The organism is Pectobacterium sp. F1-1, assembly GCF_025643735.1.
GTDB lineage: Bacteria > Pseudomonadota > Gammaproteobacteria > Enterobacterales > Enterobacteriaceae > Pectobacterium > Pectobacterium colocasium.
In genome coordinates this window covers 2,672,980-2,692,799 of the sequence record NZ_CP104733.1, presented here as the reverse complement: position 1 = coordinate 2,692,799, position 19,820 = coordinate 2,672,980, and the positions used below count along the sequence as shown (strand labels likewise).

The window sequence follows — 19,820 nt, the reverse complement described above, 5'->3', positions numbered from 1 at the left end:
AAGTGATGTTAAGCAACCAGCGGCGTGTTCTGCTGCCAGAGTCTGAATTGTTGCTGGGTGACGTCATCGCCACGAAACTGGAGTACCCGTTGTCCGCGCTCTGCCCCTTTGTGGTACAGCGCACGGCCACATAAGTGGGGAAACAGTGTGCCGCCGACGATGCGGCGAAACGCCTGCTGATCGCCGAAGGGCGCGACCCAGTCGCGGAACCACAGACGGTCGCCGCTGGTCCAGTCTTGCGGTTGCACCAGGATGCCGGGGCCGGTGAGGTAGCGCTGTTCCGCTTCTTCATCCATCCACGCCCAGCTAAGGAAAAACATCGGCTTGTCATCACGGCTGGCGATAACAAACTGTTGATGTTTGATGGCGGGCAACAGCAGCGTCGGCAGCACACTGAGCGGAATATCGCGGTGCTGTGCCGAATGCATCCACAGCCAAACTGCCGCGCCAAGCGCTTCCGCTTCGCTGAACTGACCGCCGAGCAGCGGGGCGGTTAACTGATAGCCATTAACAGGAATTTTCATCACGCGCCTCCTTAGTACTGCCAACTGAGGTTGAAGCCGAGGGTGACCGGGCTGGTATGGAAACCTTCCGGTTTGGAGAACGGCACACCGACAAACAGGCCGTAGCCCGTGTTAAAGGCGTTGCCGCGCAGACCAAGGACGCCGCCCGCCAGATGTTTCCCAGCGAGGTAATCACGCGTGCCGTCAACTTCGCCGTAGTCAGCGCCGAGATACAGTTCCTGATTGGGCAGCGGCGTGCGCCAGGCCAGATCGTTGCGCACGAACCAGCCGTGGTCGGCCGTCAGGGTGCGTTCACCGTCGAAGCCGCGCACGGTCCAACGGTTACCAATCGACAGTTGATCTTGAGGCGTGAGTTTGGTGTGGTTGATCTGGCGCAGGTACTGGACGTTATACCGGAAGGTCTGGTTTCCTATTGTAAACGGCATATCCAACTGGGCATTGAGTTGGATAATTTTCGCCAGCGCTGTGCCTTCATCGAAATACTCTTCCTGCGCTGGAATCGCGCCGAACCAGCGAGTGCCGCGCTGGTAGCTCACGGCGGCATCCAGCGTGGTGGCGCCGAAGTAGTGGCGGTGCTGCAAGCCCAGACGCCAGCCGCTGGTTTTACGCCGCTGTACATCCACTTCGGTATCGTTGACAAAGTTCTGTGATTCGCGCGTCAGAATTTCATAGCTCATCGAGGTTTTCTGACTGCCGCTGCGGTACAGCACTCGGCTCAGTTGGAAGTTAAGGTTTTTGCTGTTGCCGCTGTAGTTGTAGTCTTCATACGCGCCTGCCACATTCTGGTTGTAGTCGTAGCCGCTGGCGGTGACGCCCGCCATCCAGTAACCGAACGGCACGGAGTAGTGCAGCATGTAGTTCTTGCTGCCTTTTTCGCTGCCGGATTCAAGGTCATGGTTGCCGGAAATGTAGAACAGATCGCTGAGCGCGAAGGGATTATCGATATACAGCGTCAGGCCGCCCTGATAACGACCGGTGGTTTCGGTGCCGGAGTCATCGAGCGTTGCGCCGAGACGCCACATTTTTTCCTGTTTCCAGGTCACGTCAATGTCGCTTTCGCCTGGCTGGTCGCCCGGAACAATCGCCATTTCTGCCTGCACGGTTGGCACGCGTTGCAGGTTTTCCAGTCCCTGCTCGATATCACGCAGATCCAGCAGTTCGCCTTCACGCGCTGGCAGAGCACTCCAGAAGCTCACGTAGCGATCGCTCTCTTTGGTCAATGTGATCTGGCGCGTTTTGCCCGGAATCAGGGTGACATGCAGGGTGCCGGTTTTCAGGTTTTGCGGCGGTGCCATCACGCGCGCGGTGACGTAACCGTGGTCGATCAGACGGTTTTGCAGTGCACTCATCAGCAGGTTGACACCCTGAGCGCCCAGGCACTGACCTTTACCCTGATCGGCCAGCTGTTGCAGCGGCATACGCAGCCAGGAGGGGAAATCATCTTTGCCGGTCAGGATAATGTGATACAGCGTAAAGCACTGTTGTTCGCGAGGAAATTGCAGCCTAGTAAAGAATGAAGAGGGGGCCTGCAAACGCACATCGGGCGTTTGTGGCGCTAATTGTTGCTGCATCGCACGCTGGCGATCCTGCTGGTTGATATTCAGCTGTTCATCCACACGGTTCGGTGCGGCAAGAGGCGTCTGATTATTATCTGCCGCCCAGCTGCTTGCTGAGGTGGTCAATAAAATAAACAGCGCAAGCGGGCTGAGACGCGCAGATTGATACCCGTCAGTGAATGACGCATTCCGTAGCATAATTAATTAACCTGAATTATTGATTGTTATTGGGACACTATTCATTTCCTGGAACAATTCGTTTCCAGGAACAATTTCAGGTTATATACGTTAACAATTTGTTTACTAAGAGTTGTCTTATTGCTTACTCAGAGTTGTCTTAAAATTATCGTTTCTTTACATTTTGGCGGTAAAAATACGGTATGAGATAGGTGGTCGTGGTTGAACTTATGTCGGCGTGAGGCGTTTGTCTGATTTCATTATATTGATACGATATATTTCTCAACGATATGCAGTTTTCAGCTCCATAATTGTTCTCAACTACATATCATTCTCAACAGTATATTTCTCAACTACAGGCGTGATGGATCATTCAATGAGTCGACTACAAAACGAACTTCATTCACTGGTCAATCGCAGTGTGGATCGCCACCTGCGTCTTGCCGTCACCGGGTTGAGCCGCAGTGGCAAAACCGCGTTTATCACCGCGTTCGTTAATCAATTATTAAACACCCATAGCGGAGCACATTTGCCGATGTTTTCCCCCATGCGCGAAGAGCGTTTGCTGGGGGTAAAACGCGTGCCGCAGCGCGATCTGGGCGTGCCGCGCTTTGCCTATGATGAAGGCATGGCGGCGCTGTATGGCTCTCCGCCGGACTGGCCGACGCCGACGCGTGGCGTGAGTGAGATCCGTCTGGCGTTGCGTTATCGCTCCAGAGATTCGTTGCTGCGCCACTTTAAAGATACCTCGACGCTCTATCTGGAAATTGTCGATTACCCCGGCGAATGGCTGCTGGATCTACCGCTGCTTGAACAAACCTATTTGAGCTGGTCGCAGCAGATGAGCGGTTTGTTGCAAGGGGGGCGCATTGAGTGGGCGAAGCCTTGGCTGGCGCAGTGTGAGAAACTCGATCCGCTGGCACCAGTAGATGAAAACCAGCTCGCTGAGGTCGCGCAGGCTTATACCGACTATCTTCATCGCTGCAAGCAAGAAGGGCTGCACTTTATTCAACCGGGACGGTTTGTGCTGCCGGGCGATCTGGCGGGTGCGCCGGTGCTGCAATTTTTCCCCTGGCCGCAGGTGAATGAAATCGGTGAAGCCAAACTGGCGCAGGCGGATGAGAAAACCAATATCGGCATGCTGCGTAAGCGTTTTGATTATTACTGTCAGTCGGTCGTCAAAGGGTTTTATAAGGATCACTTCGTGCGCTTTGACCGGCAGATTGTTCTGGTTGACTGCCTGCAACCGCTCAATAGCGGTATTCACGCGTTTAACGATATGCGGCTGGCACTGACCCAACTGATGCAAAGTTTTCACTACGGGAAACGCACGCTCTTCCGGCGTTTGTTCTCGCCCTGTATCGACAAGCTGATGTTTGCGGCGAGTAAAGCGGATCACATTACCGCCGATCAGCACGCCAATCTGGTGTCTTTGCTTCAGCAACTGGTGCAAGAGGCGTGGCAGAACGCTGCGTTTGAAGGCATCGATATGCGCTGTGAAGGCATTGCGTCAATCCAGTCAACGCAAAGCGGCGTTGTCGATCATCAGGGGCAGAAAATTCCCGCTCTGAAAGGGCATCGGCTCAGCGATGGTCAGCCGCTGACGGTCTACCCCGGTGAAGTGCCTGCGCGTTTACCGGGGGCGGCATTCTGGCAAACGCAGGGCTTCCATTTCGATCAATTTCGTCCGCGAGAAATGACGGTAGACACACCGTTGCCGCATATCCGGTTGGATACGGTCATGGACTTTCTGTTAAAGGATAAATTGCGATGAGCGAACCACTGAAACCCCGCGTCACATTCGATGATGCTTTACCGCAAGAGCCGCAACCGCAATTGCGTGCCGGATTAGCCTTTGACGAGCAGAGCGGTACGCCATTTTCCCCTATCAGCCGCGAAGAAGAAGTACCGGAAGAAGGCATCGCGGAAGAGGCCGTCAGCGCGGCGCTACGCCCGAAGCGCAGCCTGTGGCGGCGTATGGTGATGGCAGGCATCGGGCTGTTTGGCGTTAGCGCACTGGCACAGGGCGTGCAGTCACTGCACAACGCCTGGGTGCAGCAAGATTGGATCGCGTTGGGCGGCATTACCGCAGGAAGCCTGATTGTGGCGGCGGGCGTCGGTTCGCTGGCCGTCGAGTGGCGACGGCTCTATCGCTTACGGGAACGCGCGGAAGAGCGTGATGTGGCCCGCGATCTGCTACACAGCCACGGCGTAGGGCGTGGGCGCGAATTCTGTGAAAAGCTGGCGCGTCAGGCAGGGCTGGATAGCGGCCATCCGGCGATACAACGCTGGCAGGCTTCACTCCATGAAACCCACAACGACCGCGAAGTGCTGGAGCTTTATGCACGTCTGGTTCAGCCCGTACTCGACACGCAGGCACGGCGTGAAATCAGCCGTTCGGCGGCGGAATCGACCTTGATGATCGCCGTCAGCCCGCTGGCGCTGGTGGATATGGCCTTTATCGCCTGGCGCAACCTGCGTCTGATTAATCGTATTGCTGCGCTGTATGGCATCGAACTCGGCTATTTCAGCCGTATTCGTCTGTTCCGGCTGGTGCTGGTCAATATCGCGTTTGCTGGCGCATCGGAGCTGGTGCGTGAAATTGGCATGGACTGGATGTCGCAGGATCTTGCGGCACGACTATCAACCCGTGCCGCACAGGGTATTGGCGCAGGGCTGCTGACGGCACGGCTGGGTATTAAGGCGATGGAACTGTGCCGCCCGCTGCCGTGGCTGGATGACAAACCGCGCCTCGGTGATTTCCGCCGCGAGCTGATTGGTCAGGTGAAAGAAACGCTGCAAAAAGGGCGTTAGGGAAACAAAGGCGCGCAGCGTGCGCCTTCGTCATATTTTTCATTGTCCGGCAAGAAGTGCAGACTGTGTTCTGTGAGTACCGCTATGACAGAATCGTGTGTAGGATAAAAACTCCTCATCGCTATATAACAGGATGTTTTTATGATTCCCGGTAAAAAATTGACGCTGGCGGCGCTGTCGCTGTCGGCCACTATTCTCTGTTTACCTGCCAGCGCACAGCTTGTACTGAATTCTGCCGATGCTGAGCGTTACGCGCAACACAGCTTCCCCGAATATCTCGAATTACTCACGCTGCCCAATGATGCCGCCATGCCTGCGGATATCCAGCGCAATGCCGCCTGGCTGGAAAAGGCCTTTCAGAAGCGGGGCTTCACCACGCAGCAGTTGACGAATGGTGATAAGCCGCTGGTTTATGCTGAGCTGGGTACGCCAAGAGCCGATCGTAAGACTATCTTGTTCTACATGCATTTTGACGGACAGCCCGTGAATCCCGCTGAATGGCAAACGCCGCCGTGGCAGCCCGTGTTGAAAGAAAAAGATGCCGCGGGCAAATGGCAAACGCTACCCGAATCGCGTCTTCTGAAAGGCGATATCAACCCAGAATGGCGTCTCTTCGGCCGGGCATCGGCCGATGATAAAGGACCGATCGCAATGTTTCTCGCCGCCGTGGACGCGATGAAAGATAAAGGCGTTGAACCTGCCGTCAACATCAAGGTGCTGCTGGATTCCGAAGAGGAAAAAGGGTCGCCCGGCCTGACGACGGTGATGGCCGATCATCTGACGTTGCTGAAAAGCGATGGGATGGTGATTTATGACGGTGCGATGCCGTCCAGCAATAAGCCTGGCATCAACTTTGGCAACCGTGGCTCTATCCAAATTGATATGACGGTTTTCGGTGCGAACGCGGCAGCGCACAGCGGCGGCTATGGCAATGTCATTCCGAATCCGGTGCAAAATCTGGCAACGCTGTTAGCCAGCATGAAAGATGCGGACGGCAAGGTCACGATCCCTGGCTATTATGACCGTGTTACGCTGAGCGAGAGCGATAAAAAACAGGTGGCGGAAACTGCGCCCCCTGCGGGCGCGCTGGAGAAACGCTTTGGTGTTGCCCAACTAGAGAAGGTCGCCAGCAATGCGGCAGAGGCGGTGCAATATCCTTCGTTGGATATTCTCGGCATTAAAGCGGGTGAGACGGGGAAAAAAGCCTCAAATGCCATTCCGTCAACGGCAACGGCCAGCGTGAATATTCGTACCGTGCCGGAAACGCCGCCGGATGATATGTATGCCTTATTACGCCAGTATATTGTCAGCAAAGGCTTTCATATCATTGCCGGTGAAGCACCAACGCAGGCCGAACGTGAGCAGTATCCGCATCTGATTTCCCTTCATCTAACGGCCTATCCGAGCAGCGCCTATGCGGCCAGAACCGAAATCGACTCCCCGCTGGGGCGTTGGGCGGTGGCGACTACAACTGCACCGCGCGGCATCGCACCGGAGAAGAACCGTATGATGGGCGGAACGCTACCGATGAGCGGGGCGGTCAGCGTGTTAAAAGTGCCTTACGTCATCGTTCCTCTGGTGAATGCCGACAATAACCAGCATAGTTTTGATGAGAATTTACGTCTCGGTAACTATCTGGAAGGCATCCGCACCATTGTGGCAATGGCAACGACGCCGCTGCCATAATCCCGTTTCGCTATTGAGTGGAAAAAACGTACAGATGTGTCAACTTTTGCTGCCACCTTACTTCATCCGGTGCAAACGAAAGGGTATTATCAGCAGCAATAGCCCAATCGTGTCTCTTGAAGAAGGTAGCCGTTGATGCATCTGGAAGTGATTTGTGAAGACCGCATTGGTATGGTCCGTGAACTGTTAGATCTGCTTGCGTCACGCAATATTGATTTACGCGGTATCGAAATTGCCACCATTGGCCGTATTTACCTCAATTTTGCCACGCTCGATTTTGATGCTTTTCGCCTGCTGATGACGGATATCCGCCGCATTGAAAGCGTAGCGATGTGCGCACCGTCGCGTTTATGCCATCTGAACGCGAGCATCGGGCGCTGAATGCGCTGCTGGAATCCATGCCGGAACCCGTATTCTCGCTGGATATGAAAGGGAAGACGGAACTGTTTAACCCTGCGGCACTGGCACTGTTTGAACAGTCAGCAGAGACCATCCGCGACTTGACTATTGGCAGCATGATCCCCGGTTTCAATTTCGCCAGTTGGCTGGAGAAGAGCAGCACCGTCGTGACGGAGCGAGTGGTGATCCGCGGTCAGGATTTCTTGCTGGAAATGACGCCGGTTCGTCTGGAAGATGATGCTGGCAAAACCGCTACGGCAGGGGCGCTGGTGATGCTGAAATCGGCTGCCCGCATGGGACGGCAATTACAGAATCTGACGATAAACGATGAGAATGAGTTCGATCACATCGTTGCCGTTAGCCCGAAAATGCGTCAAGTGGTGGAACAGGCACGCAAACTGGCCATGTTGGATGCGCCGTTGCTGATTGTGGGCGACACGGGGACGGGCAAAGATATGCTGGCGCGAGCGTGCCACCTGCGCGGGCCGCGCGGCAAGAATCCTTTCCTGGCGCTAAACTGTGCGGCGTTGCCCGATGACGTGATGGAAAGTGAACTGTTCGGCCATGCGCCCGGCGCATATCTCAACGCCCAGGAAGGCAAAAAAGGGTTCTTTGAGCAGGCTAACGGTGGTTCAGTTCTGTTAGATGAAGTCGGTGAAATGTCGGCGCAAATGCAGACTAAACTGCTGCGTTTTCTGAATGACGGGACATTTCGCCGGGTAGGTGAAGATCACGAAGTCCATGTCGACGTGCGGGTGATTTGCGCGACCAAGAAAAATTTGTTGGAGCTGGTTCAGCGCGGTGAGTTCCGGGAGGATCTTTATTATCGCCTGAATGTGCTTACACTAATGCTACCGCCGTTGCGCGAGCGTCCGGCGGACATTATGCCGCTGACCGAACTCTTTGTGGCACGTTTTGCCGATGAACAGGGGATTTCACGGCCTAAACTGGCGGCCGATGTGGAACATTTCCTGCCGCAGTACGGCTGGCCGGGCAACGTTCGGCAGTTGAGGAATACCATTTATCGGGCGCTAACGCAGTTGGAAGGCAACGAGCTGCATATGCAGGACATCGATCTCCCGGCGTTTTCGATTGATGCACCACAGGATGAAACCCTGCTTGATGGCTCGCTGGATGACATCAACAAGCGTTTCGAACGCTCCGTGCTGACCCGCCTTTATCAATCCTATCCAAGCACGCGTAAATTGGCGAAGCGGTTAGGGGTATCGCACACGGCGATAGCCAACAAACTGCGGGAATATGGACTCAGCCAACGCAAATCGGCGGGGGACGACGAGGAGTAATCGCGGCGATTGGTCTACGCGCAGTGGGGATTAATTAATCAAAGGAGTGATTATGGATCAAGAACAGGCTCGACAACTGCTACAGACGGCATTGGCTAACCCTGCCGCACAGTTTCGTGAGGGGCAGTGGGAAGCGATTGACGCGCTGGTTAACCGCCAGCAGAAACTACTGGTAGTGCAGCGTACTGGCTGGGGAAAGAGTTCGGTCTATTTCATCAGTACGAAAATTTTCCGCGATCGCGGCATGGGGCCAACTATCATTGTGTCGCCTCTGTTGGCGCTGATGCGTAACCAGATAGATTCTGCTGGGCGATTAGGGATTGTGGCGGAAACGCTGAACTCTACTAACAAGAGTGAATGGGAAAATGTCACACAGCGCGTGCACCGGAATCAAGTGGATTGCTTGCTGATCTCTCCAGAGCGTCTGGCGAATGATTCATTCGTTGAAACGGTATTGCAGCCTATTGCCGACCATATTGCCCTGATGGTGATTGACGAGGCACACTGTATTTCGGATTGGGGGCATGACTTTCGACCGGACTATCGGCGCATTGTGAATATTCTTCGCCAATTGCCAGCTAATACCCCCGTGTTGGGTACTACAGCCACGGCCAATAATCGCGTGGTTGAGGATATTCAGGCTCAACTAGGTAACATTCGCATTCAGCGTGGCTCACTCATTCGTGAAAGCTTGTCGTTACAGACGATGAGATTACCCGACCAATCATCGCGTCTTGCATGGCTGGTACAGGCGATTCCAACCCTACAAGGGACCGGAATTGTTTATGTGCTGACGCAGCGCGATGCGGAGGTGGTTTCTCGCTGGCTCAATCAAGCGGGTATCGTCGCACGGTCTTATTACAGCGGTGTAACGCATGACGATTTTATGACGTCGGCAGGGAAAGCTGATTCAGATGGATATCGGCAACACCTTGAATCATTGTTGCTCAATAACCAAATTAAAGTGCTAGTCGCGACGACAGCGCTCGGAATGGGATATGACAAACCTGATCTGGGTTTTGTGATTCATTATCAGATGCCAGGATCGATTGTTGCGTATTACCAGCAGGTGGGGCGTGCCGGACGCGGTATCGAGCGAGCTGTCGGTATCCTGATGTCTGGCGTTGAAGATAGAGAGATTCACGAATTTTTCAGAGGATCGGCTTTTCCTGCGGAGACGCAAGTGACTGAAATTTTGCAGGCGCTTGCGAATGCTGATGGCCTGACGTTGCGAGAAATTGAAGAGCAAACCAATCTTCGTCATCGGCAGATCGAGAAAGTGTTGAAATTTCTCAGCGTCGATAGCCCCGCACCTGTGATAAAAATTGACCGAAAGTGGTGTAGGACGCCTATTCCTTATCAGATGGATCGTGGTCGCATTGCTCATCTGACTGGGCAACGGGAACGAGAATGGCAGGAGATGCAAGCTTATTTGGCAGAAACGGACTGCAAGATGACTTTTTTGCGTCACGCATTGGATGACCGAGATACGATGCCGTGTGGTAAGTGTACTTCCTGCCTTGGACGTCCGGTGATCGCTATTCCGCTTAATGCTGAGCTTATTCATCGGGCAGGAATGTTTCTCAAACAGACTGAAACTGTTATTCGACCAAACATACAGGTCGCCGCTAATGCTTTTATTAAATACAGTTTCCGCGGAAATCTGGCGCAAAACTTACGAACTCAAGAAGGGCGTGTCTTGTCCCGTTGGGGAGACGCGGGATGGGGACGGAAGGTAGCAGACAATAAACATGCAGGCCATTTTAGTGACGAATTGGTTGCTGCGATGGCGGAGATGATCCAACAACGCTGGCAGCCCGAACCCGCGCCTGAATGGATCTGTTGTGTACCTTCACGTAATCATCCTACATTGGTGCCTGATTTTGCTCAGCGTTTGGCTAAACGGTTGAACCTGCCGTTTGTGGATTCTGTTCAGAAAGTACGTGACAACCAGCCACAGAAAAACCAACAGAATCGCTTCCATCAGTGCCGTAATCTGGACGGTGCATTTGCTATTTCGCAACCTGTCCCTGCCGGCCCCGTGCTATTAGTCGATGATGTTATAGACTCAGGCTGGACGCTGACGGTTATCGCTGCTTTATTACAACAAGCGGGTAGCGGCTGTGTTTATCCGGTCGCGCTTGCTTCTTCTTCGGTAAAAGACTAATGAATTTATCCTCTACAGCTCAGGCGACACTGCTTTTGACCTGCTATTTCAGCAAAGCAAGTGCTGGCGATCCCAAGCCACTCACCAATACGGAGTGGGGGCGTTTTGCAATGTGGTTAAAAGAAAAATCACTGAGCCCTGCGGATCTCCTTGTGCCTGACCCTGCAGCGCTGCTCAGTGGTTGGCATGATTTACGGGTGAGCGTCGCTCGGGTTGTGCAACTGTTGAACCGAGGACATAGTCTGGCACTCGCGATTGAAAAGTGGCAAAGGGCGGGGTTATGGGTCGTTACGCGTTCGGATTATGATTATCCCAAGCGTTTAAAGCAGAGGCTGAAAAGTGATTCTCCCCCTGTGTTATTCGGCTGTGGTAACCGTGCGCTATTAAATGCCAGAGGGCTGGCTGTGGTCGGTTCTCGCAATGCTAATGACACGGATTTATCGTTTACGCATCAGGTTGGTAGACAAGCTGCAGCTGACGATATTGCCATTGTTTCTGGTGGAGCCAGAGGCGTGGATGAAATGGCGATGCTGGGTGCCATTAATCAGGGGGGCGTTGTCATCGGCGTGATGGCCGATAGCTTGCTTAAGGCGAGTACGAGTACGAAATGGCGTAAAGGATTGATGGAAGGGCGGGCGGTGTTGGTGTCTCCTTTCTATCCTGAGGCGGGTTTCAGTACGGGCAATGCAATGGCGCGGAATAAGTACATTTATTGTCTTGCCGAAAGTGCTTTAGTCGTTCACTCAGGTAAAAACGGGGGAACGTTCAGCGGTGCGCAGGAAAACCTGAAGAAAGGCTGGGTGCCGCTGTGGGTAAAGCCAACAGACGAAGAGTCTGCGGGTAACGCAGATCTGGTGATTGCAGGAGGTCGCTGGTGTGATATGGACTGGCGATCTTTGAGTGTTACCGGATTACTTGAGCAGGTTAACCCGGTATCGACGTCCGTTGCCTTGGGAGGACAAGGTAGCTTGTTTTTGCGCGAAGAGCCACAAACGACACTACCGGAGCAGTCTGACTCGCAAAAAGCATGTGCGGAAAACATCGCTTCGACGATCGGGGAGAGTCTTGCTACGGCAGAAGAAATCAATGTGCTAACGGATGCATCCATTGATTTTTATGCGTTGTTTTTGCAGGAACTCAGTCGGCTGGCGATAGAGGCTGTCAGTCTGGATGAACTCATTAGTCTCACTGCGCTACACAAATCGCAGATTGCCGTCTGGTTACAGCGGGCTGTTGATGAGGGAGCTATTAAAAAACACAACCAACCGGTTCGTTATCAATGGATCGCTAATTCCCATCCTTCCTAAGTCAGAATAACAAAACGGCTGCTTGCGCAGCCGTTTTGGCATGATGATGAGGATAGTCGTCTCAGGCGTACCATAAATCAGAAGAGGTAGGGAGAGTGAAACGATCTGTAATCATCTCTGAGTGTAATTGAACGTATTGGTCAACTAACTGATCCATATTACTGGCATGTGAAGCTGCCGCATTAGAATAGTTAGGAACAACGAGCGATTTAAATTTCAGACCCAGATCGCCAGCATCGTAATTTTCAATAATGGCTTCTGCGGGATCCAGGTTAGCAAAAGAAGACGATACGAAGAGTGTCGACCCTGACAAGGTGTAACGGACAATGAATTGATCGCCCAGCGTCTCATCAATCATATTTCTGCTTCCTCCAAGCGCCGGTGAAAAATTCATGACCTTGTACATGATTCTGTGTAAATGCCATTTCTCAGAAGTGACCGTCCAGGCGGTCACCGAACTCGATAATAAAGCGGCTCATCGCCAGCCGCCAGTTTTGGATCGGCATCGTCCATTTTTTTGATGCCGACTGTATTGCCAGCCACACCACTTTCCTTACTGAGTCATCTGTCGGGAACACCTTGCGTTTCTTTATGGCATGCCGGATGACGCTGTTCAGTGATTCAATGGCATTGGTCGTGTAAATCACCTTACGGATGTCACTCGGGTACGCGAAGAATGTTGACAGATTCGCCCAGTTTGCACGCCAGCTCCGGCTGATTTGCGGGTAGCGCTCATCCCAGACCCTGGCGAATGTTTCCAGCTCCTGCAACGCCGCTTCTTCCGTCGCGGCCCCATAAACCGCCTTCAGGTCGCGAGTGACGGCCTTATAGTCCTTCCATGAGACGAAGCGCAGGCTGTTGCGCACCATATGGACTATACACAACTGGATGCGGGTTTGCGGATAGACCGCATTGATAGCGTCAGGGAAGCCTTTCAGACCGTCAACGCAGGCGATGAGAATGTCGTTCAGACCTCTGTTTTTCAGCTCCGTCAGCACATTCAGCCAGAACTTCGCCCCTTCATTTTCCGCCAGCCACATACCCAGTAGTTCTTTCTGACCATCGATATTGATGCCCAGGGCCAGGAACACGGATTTGTTGATGACACGACTATCCTGACGGACCTTAAGGACAATACAGTCAAGATAAACAATGGGATAAAGGCTATCCAACGGCCGATTCTGCCATTCAACAACCTGCTCCATCACTGCGTCCGTGACCTTTGAAATCAGGGCCGGCGACACATCTGCGTCATACAGTTCCTTAAACGTCGCGACGATCTCTCGGGTAGTCATGCCTTTGGCGTATAACGACAGGATTTGGTTATCCATGCTGGTTATCCGGGTCTGATTTTTCTTCACCAGTTGAGGTTCGAATGTGGCATCACGATCTCGCGGAGTACGCAGTTCGAGCGGGCCATCGCCAGTAATGACCGTTTTTGTGGAATAACCGTTACGTGCGTTAAGACCCGCTTTGGGCTGGTTTTTCTCGTACCCGAGATGGTGGGACATTTCAGCATTAAGGGCGGCTTCAACACTGATTTTTTTCAGCAGGCGATCGAACTGGCTGAGGTCATCAGGTGTTTTAAGATTTTTGGCCAGTTCGTTAGCCAGTGCCTGTAATTGTTTTTCGTCCATAAATTAACCTGCTTTTGATGTTGGATTGAACATATCAAAATCAGGCAATTACACAAATTTATGTACAGGCTCAAATTCATCGGATTAGGGATCGCAGGATAAAACACAGCGGTATCACCGTCTTGAAGTATTACTTCTCCTCCGGGATTGGGGGAGCTACTACGAATAATAAATCCACCTTTTAATTCTATGCCGAGATCTCTTTGGTTAGTTAACTGATTTATAGAAGAGAGATTAATGTAAAGTTTATCATCACTATCGGCATCTTTTATGGTATTTACGCCTTGAGTGATAACAAATTTATCCGCCCCTCCGTTACCGTAAATAATATTATCACCTCTTCCACCAACAATAATATTACTGTCACCATTACCATATAATACATCGTCAAATGATGTGCCAATAATGTTCTCCATATTCCTGATTGTCAGGGAACCGTTACCCTCACCTTCAAAGGGAAAGACCACTTCATTACCGACTAATGAAAGCTCTACGCCATGATTTATATGGGAAAGGTCAATCGTATCGCCATATCCAGTCTTAGACTCTAATAAGTCCACGATGATATTTTCATTAGATATAGGGAGTTCTTTTATGATAATAGTGTCAGAGTTATTTGTCCCTTCGACTTTCTCTACGCTATAAGCATAATCATGCCCTTTATAAATACTATATCCTTCAGAGGGTGATTTATCGATAGAGAATCTCCAGTTGTATAAAGCGCTATCTATTTTCTCAAAGCTAATACTGAGTTTAAGGGGGACTGCGTTATCTCCACCATCACGAGTCGCATGATAGGATAATGTGTCGTAACCTGGCCCTCCATCAATCAGCGCACTGCCAGGAATTAGACCTAAATAAGTCGTAGGGACACCAAGGATATTGTCATTTCCTATACCGGCATGCACGATGTAATTAAGATAGTTTGCTCTGTCACCTATCCAAAAATCCTTATAATCATCATCGCCTTGACTACCTGATGAGAATCCTAAATTTGTAGTTTGAAATAAGACTTTATCATAAGGTAATTTATTACCGGCTAAAAACGGATGATCGGCTGGCAGCGCGTAGGCTGTGCTAATAAAATTATTGGTTTGTTCGATAATTTCTTGCTGTGATTTATCGACATTTTCAAAACTGCGAATAACGGCATAAATAGATTCTAGTAAATTATAACTATCAATGGTTTCCTGGTTAGCCTGCAATGCGGCAATCAAGTCATAAGTGCCGCTATGCTCTTTTATGATACGATCTACAATACCACTCCCCGTACGGATTTCTGCATTAATTTCTTCTGTGGTTAATAACCACTCCTCATAAAACCGATCATAACCTAAGAAAGGGAAAAGCATTGTGCCAGCCCAGCCGGTAAAGTCACCTTCTGGATAGATGTCACCTTGAAATACCTTTCTGGCAGCTTCACCACCATCTAATACACCTAGACCTTCCAATCCAGGTAGGAGTCCGCTATGGCTTAAGATGTTATCAACTAACTCGAATCCGATATTGTTTGAGGCCTCATCGATTTTATTATTAAGTATTTTTAACTCGAATTCAGTTAATTCACCATAGCGTAATTCATACTGTATCTTGGTATAGTTCCTAATAAAAACAGAGTAGACGCTCGAATCATTATTAACTTCACGGGCTCCTTGTAACCAAGTATATACCTTGAAGTATTCACCTACATTTATATCGGGTACAGGAAGATAACTGAGGATTTTATCATATAGCGGAACAGCGAGCGATTTCGCTCCTGTTCCAGCTTGGAACAACTGTTTATCGAGTAATTCCCCAAGCTCCTTTTGTTGAGGTTTTGATAAAATAAAGCCGCCATTACCGTAATGATATTCATATGTAATTGCCATATATTCATCTCCATATTATATAAAATTCAATTAGGGGCGCTCTTCTTCCAGGGATAATTTTTAACTACGGACTGTTCTAATTCCGTTCTCAGATGTTTATCAAAATTAATAACCTCGGTAAGTGGTAATTCCTTGGGTTTAAATTCATAGCGAAGGTTCACCGTAGGGAAAATTTTATAGCCTACTTTGCAGTCGGTTCCTCCAGAAATGGCAAACATACAAAAAATAGCGAGTCTCTGATTAAAAGGGGCGGAATATACCTCTGGATCAATCAGCCAGCTTCCTGCTTCTTCTACGTCATATCGATCCGGGCGTGCAGGGTTCTTTTCATATAAACAGGCTGTCATGTGGGGTACTAGACCTGTTTGTTTTGGTCGCGTTTCACACATCTTGTCGTGGCGATTGTCTAGCTGAACCCCCCAATGATCCGGCGTTGAGCTGAATAGCTGAAATTTTCGTAACGGCCAGGCTTTGGGCCAGTAAGGACGGTCTCCCAGCTTTCCGTTGAAATTGCGGCTGAACAATAAACTTTGCTGACTGAGCGGATTGCCTTTACACCCGAGAGGCTCGCTAGGATCGGGCGGGAGTGGGAGGGTTTCACCATCGCGTAAAACAGGGTCGTGTAGGATGCTGAGCTGGTCGATAGCGATGTGGAACACCGTATCACGTAGGGCAACATAGGCTTTGCCTTCTGGGTCCGGTGCGTGGCATTTCAGTGGATCAAACGTGAATGCCGCTTCACTGCTCTGGCTAAAAGCGAGGCCTGAAAATAAAGCGGCTATTTGAAGGGAAAATAATAATATTTTCAACAGTCATCACTCCTGTGAATAGCACTAACATATCAGGATTAGTTATGGTGCAATTACTTTCTCTTTACCATGTCCATTATTCCATACAGAAAATAGTAGTTATTATTGGCATCGTACTTGTCGTGATGAAAACGCCAGAACGTGGCGAAAAAGTCTATATAAGATGGTGAGTATCAAAAAACAGATACCTTCATATCATAAGCATGATGAAATAAATCATTAATAAAAATTCATGTTCAAATAGATACAGGGTGATTAACAGAATAACCCAATTATATGTATGGGAAATCGATAGATATTAAGATAACAAAACGGCTGCGTAAGCAGCCGTTTCTTCAATACTGACAATGTGAGTCACTGTCAGCGTCGTTTATTTCAGAACCGCCAGTGCAGCGTCATAGTCTGGTTCAGTGGTGATTTCGTTCACCAGCTCGCTATGCAGCACGTTGTCGTTTTCGTCCAGTACGACAACCGCGCGAGCAGTCAGACCTTTCAGCGCGCCATCGGCGATAGCAACGCCATAGTGTTCTTTGAACTCACCGCCACGCAGGGTAGACAGTACAACGACGTTGTTCAGACCTTCCGCACCGCAAAAACGAGACTGTGCGAACGGCAGGTCGGAAGAGATACACAGAACAACAGTGTTATCCAGCTCAGAACCCAACTGGTTGAATTTGCGCACGGACGCGGCACAAACACCGGTATCGATGCTTGGGAAAATGTTCAGGATTTTGCGCTTGCCAGCATAGTTGCTGAGTGGGGTATCTGACAGATCTTTAGCCACCAGCGTAAATGCCGGGGCTTTGCTTCCTTTAGCTGGAAATGACCCTGCTACTGGCACAGGATTGCCTTGAAAATGTACGTTCTGTGACATGTTTGCGTCCTTAATTACAGGTGATTAACACGCTGCTCAGTTTAGGGCAACATTAGCAACATTGGTATAAAAATTACGATTAAAATTGCTGGCTTAGCAACGCGACCATCGCTTTCAGGTAGCATTCGCTGGCGGTATCTGCCGAGATCGGCGGCAGCTCAGCGGTAATGCAGTGAAGCGAACGATCGGCGCACCAACTTCCGAACGATCCCGGTGTGTCGTAACCGACACTCGACACTAACGGCAGCTCGCACTGCTGCGCCAACCATCGACCCAGTTCGGAACGATGCGGATCTTCAATGCAGGCGAGTGGCTCATGAAAAGAGACAACCCAGCGAGGATTAAGTTTCTCAATCAATGTGCAAAGGGCTTTCGTTTCCGGTTCTGAACCTGCGGCTTCACCCGTGGATAACTCGACATCGCGTTCATCTGCGGCGCTATTCCAGCGATATACCGTCTTTCCCGGCTGCCAGTTACTGGCGGGAAAATTACGATTGAGATCGACGCCGTTAGCGTTAGCGCGCAGCCCCAACTGACAACCATCCGGATTTACCGCAAGAATCACATGATGGCGGCGCTGTCCTGAAAAGAGCGTTCGCAGCGCGCATGAAAGCGCGACTACCGCTGCGGTTTCATCACCGTGCGTTCCGGCAATAATCAGCCCGCTCTCGGAGGCCGCTAGCTCGGCGGGGAAATACAGCAGCGGTGCGCCCAGCAGCGATTTTCCATAAGGTTCGCCCAGCGACGGCAAATTACCGCGTTGCTGGCGCGCCTGAAGAGGAATGATTGTATTTTCCATGATACCGCCCTGTTATTACCTATGCATTTCATCATAAAAAAATCGCACCGGAGACGCAAACCGCGATGCGTGCTGACAAATTGCGGGCGTATCGCTGGATGATAGCGCTGATTTCTGACTATTATATTCTTCAATCATTTCATTATGCTTTCAGGTCAAATCATCATGCACTATGGATATTCTGCATTCTATGCCGCGCTGATGGCGGCCATGACGGGCAATGCCGTCGCGGCACAGGTACCTGCGGGAACGGTTCTGGCTGAAAAACAGGAAATCGTCCGCCACATTAAAGATGAACCGGCTTCTCTCGACCCGATAAAAGCGGTGGGGCTGATGGAGGCTCAGGTGGATCGCGATCTGTTTGAAGGGCTGGTCAATCAGGATGCCAGAGGGAACATTATTCCGGGCGTAGCACTACGCTGGCAGACGACCGATAACCGCACGTTTGTCTTTACTTTGCGTGACAATGCCCGCTGGTCTAACGGTGAACCCGTTACGGCAAACGATTTTGTCTACAGTTGGCGTCGTCTGGTGACGCCTGAAAACAGCTCGTCGTTCTCCTGGTTTGCCCGACTTGCGGGGATTCAGAATGCCGAGCAGATTCTTGCGGGTAAACTGCCTGTCGATCAGCTTGGTGTGACGGCTGTCAACGACCATACCCTGAAAGTGCAGCTCAGCAAGCCAGTCCCTTATTTTGTCAGCCTGACGGCGAATTTCAGCCTGTTTCCGGTACACCAGGCTACGGTCGAAAAATTCGGGAATGACTGGACGAAGCCGGGCAATCTGGTTGGCAATGGTGCGTTCAAGCTGGATCAGCGCGTCGTTAACGAGAAGCTGGTGCTCACGCAGAATCCATATTATTGGGATAACGCTAACACGCGCCTGACAAAGGTGACCTTTGTTCCCATCAATCAGGAATCGAACGCGACAAAACGCTATCTGTCCGGGGATATCGATATCACCGAGTCATTTCCTAAAAACCTGTATCAAAAGCTGCTGAAAGATTTGCCCGGTCAGGTTTATACGCCGGATCAACTTGGCACGTATTATTACGCGTTTAACACCCAGCGGGCGCCGACCAACGATGCCCGAGTGCGAAAAGCGCTGTCTTACGCCATCGACCGTAAAGTGATTGCGGAAAAAGTATTGGGCACAGGGGAAAAACCGGCCTGGCACTTCACGCCGGATGTTACGGCGGGCTTCAAACCGACAGAAAGCCTGTTGCAGCAGTATTCTCAGGATGAACTGGATGCGCAGGCAAAAGCGCTGATGGCGGCGGCGGGCTATGGTCCAAACCATCCGCTGAAATTATCGCTGCTGTACAACACCTCGGAAAGCCACCAGAAGATCGCGATTGCCGTGGCGTCCATGTGGAAGAAAACGCTGGGCGTTGACGTCCGTCTGTCCAATCAAGAGTGGCAAACCTACATCGATAGCCGCAATAGCGGCAATTTTGATGTTGTGCGAGCCTCTTGGGTGGGGGACTACAACGAGCCGTCGACATTCCTCTCACTGCTGACGTCCCACCACAGCGGTAACATCGCACGTTTTAAAAACGCGAATTACGATCGCGTACTGGATGAAGCGGGGAATCAGACTAACCCGCAGGCGCTGAATGCTGACTATAACCGGGCAGAGCAGATATTGATGGATGAAGCACCGATTGCGCCGATCTATCAATATACCAACGGACGTTTGATCAAGCCGTGGGTGAAGGGCTATCCCATTACGAACCCTGAAGACGTGGCCTACAGCCATACGCTTTACATCGAGAAGCATTAATACCAGATTGACGCATCGAATGATGTGGTGATAACGCCGGTATGGCCATGATGGTCATTCCGGCTGACAATCCCATCGTTGATAGTAAAAGAACGGATAGTAAAAGAACGGATAGTA

14 protein-coding genes and 1 pseudogene are annotated in these 19,820 nt (G+C 51.1%); 7 read left to right on the top strand and 8 right to left on the bottom strand.

Going from position 1 to position 19,820, the window contains the following annotated elements:
• Positions 1-8: 8 nt before the first annotated feature.
• Together NAL19_RS11805 and NAL19_RS11800 are read right to left on the bottom strand one after the other, a co-directional pair.
• Entirely contained in the window at positions 9-524 is a 516-nt protein-coding gene (locus NAL19_RS11805; RefSeq protein WP_039480927.1) for a toxin-activating lysine-acyltransferase, read from the bottom strand.
• A gap of 11 nt (positions 525-535) precedes the next feature.
• Entirely contained in the window at positions 536-2,278 is a 1,743-nt protein-coding gene (locus NAL19_RS11800; RefSeq protein ID WP_263057434.1) for a ShlB/FhaC/HecB family hemolysin secretion/activation protein, read from the bottom strand.
• A 355-nt stretch (positions 2,279-2,633) separates the two neighbouring features.
• Between NAL19_RS11800 and NAL19_RS11795 the strand changes: the two genes are divergently transcribed.
• The 6 genes and pseudogenes from NAL19_RS11795 (at position 2,634) to NAL19_RS11770 (ending at position 11,934) form a co-directional block, all read left to right on the top strand.
• Positions 2,634-4,031 (top strand): YcjX family protein, encoded by a 1,398-nt coding sequence (locus tag NAL19_RS11795; RefSeq protein WP_263057433.1) that lies wholly within the window; start codon positions 2,634-2,636, stop codon positions 4,029-4,031.
• Positions 4,028-5,071 (top strand): YcjF family protein, encoded by a 1,044-nt coding sequence (locus tag NAL19_RS11790; RefSeq protein ID WP_263057432.1) that lies wholly within the window; start codon positions 4,028-4,030, stop codon positions 5,069-5,071. The genes NAL19_RS11795 and NAL19_RS11790 overlap by 4 nt, the downstream gene beginning before the upstream one ends.
• A 141-nt stretch (positions 5,072-5,212) precedes the next feature.
• Positions 5,213-6,757 (top strand): M20/M25/M40 family metallo-hydrolase, encoded by a 1,545-nt coding sequence (locus NAL19_RS11785; RefSeq protein ID WP_263057431.1) that lies wholly within the window; start codon positions 5,213-5,215, stop codon positions 6,755-6,757.
• A gap of 135 nt (positions 6,758-6,892) precedes the next feature.
• Positions 6,893-8,460 (top strand): annotated as a pseudogene (gene tyrR, locus NAL19_RS11780) (transcriptional regulator TyrR).
• Between the two features lie 52 nt (positions 8,461-8,512).
• Positions 8,513-10,627 (top strand): RecQ family ATP-dependent DNA helicase, encoded by a 2,115-nt coding sequence (locus tag NAL19_RS11775; protein WP_263057430.1) that lies wholly within the window; start codon positions 8,513-8,515, stop codon positions 10,625-10,627.
• Positions 10,627-11,934 carry a DNA-processing protein DprA gene (locus tag NAL19_RS11770; RefSeq protein WP_263057429.1) on the top strand — a complete coding sequence of 436 codons (1,308 nt, stop codon included), beginning with the start codon at positions 10,627-10,629 and terminating at the stop codon, positions 11,932-11,934. The genes NAL19_RS11775 and NAL19_RS11770 overlap by 1 nt, the downstream gene beginning before the upstream one ends.
• A 61-nt stretch (positions 11,935-11,995) precedes the next feature.
• Here NAL19_RS11770 and NAL19_RS11765 read toward each other — a convergent pair whose 3' ends face one another.
• The 6 genes from NAL19_RS11765 to mpaA form a co-directional block, all read right to left on the bottom strand.
• On the bottom strand, positions 11,996-12,292 hold the full coding sequence (locus NAL19_RS11765) for a hypothetical protein (protein ID WP_263057428.1): 297 nt from the start codon (positions 12,290-12,292) through the stop codon (positions 11,996-11,998).
• A gap of 70 nt (positions 12,293-12,362) precedes the next feature.
• Entirely contained in the window at positions 12,363-13,571 is a 1,209-nt protein-coding gene (locus NAL19_RS11760) for an IS256 family transposase (RefSeq protein WP_263057427.1), read from the bottom strand.
• Positions 13,481-15,439 (bottom strand): calcium-binding protein, encoded by a 1,959-nt coding sequence (locus NAL19_RS11755; protein WP_263057426.1) that lies wholly within the window; start codon positions 15,437-15,439, stop codon positions 13,481-13,483. The genes NAL19_RS11760 and NAL19_RS11755 overlap by 91 nt, the downstream gene beginning before the upstream one ends.
• Positions 15,440-15,465: 26 nt before the next feature.
• Positions 15,466-16,248, bottom strand: a complete 783-nt coding sequence (locus NAL19_RS11750; protein ID WP_263057425.1) for a hypothetical protein — start codon at positions 16,246-16,248, stop codon at positions 15,466-15,468.
• A gap of 370 nt (positions 16,249-16,618) precedes the next feature.
• Complete coding sequence (tpx, locus tag NAL19_RS11745) at positions 16,619-17,122, bottom strand: thiol peroxidase (protein WP_225084862.1); 504 nt, start codon at positions 17,120-17,122, stop codon at positions 16,619-16,621.
• Positions 17,123-17,201: 79 nt separating this feature from the next.
• Positions 17,202-17,921, bottom strand: a complete 720-nt coding sequence (mpaA, locus tag NAL19_RS11740; protein ID WP_225084861.1) for a murein tripeptide amidase MpaA — start codon at positions 17,919-17,921, stop codon at positions 17,202-17,204.
• Positions 17,922-18,086: 165 nt separating this feature from the next.
• Here mpaA and NAL19_RS11735 point away from each other — a divergent pair, with 165 nt between their 5' ends.
• Complete coding sequence (locus NAL19_RS11735) at positions 18,087-19,703, top strand: ABC transporter substrate-binding protein (protein ID WP_284144901.1); 1,617 nt, start codon at positions 18,087-18,089, stop codon at positions 19,701-19,703.
• Positions 19,704-19,820 lie beyond the last annotated feature (117 nt).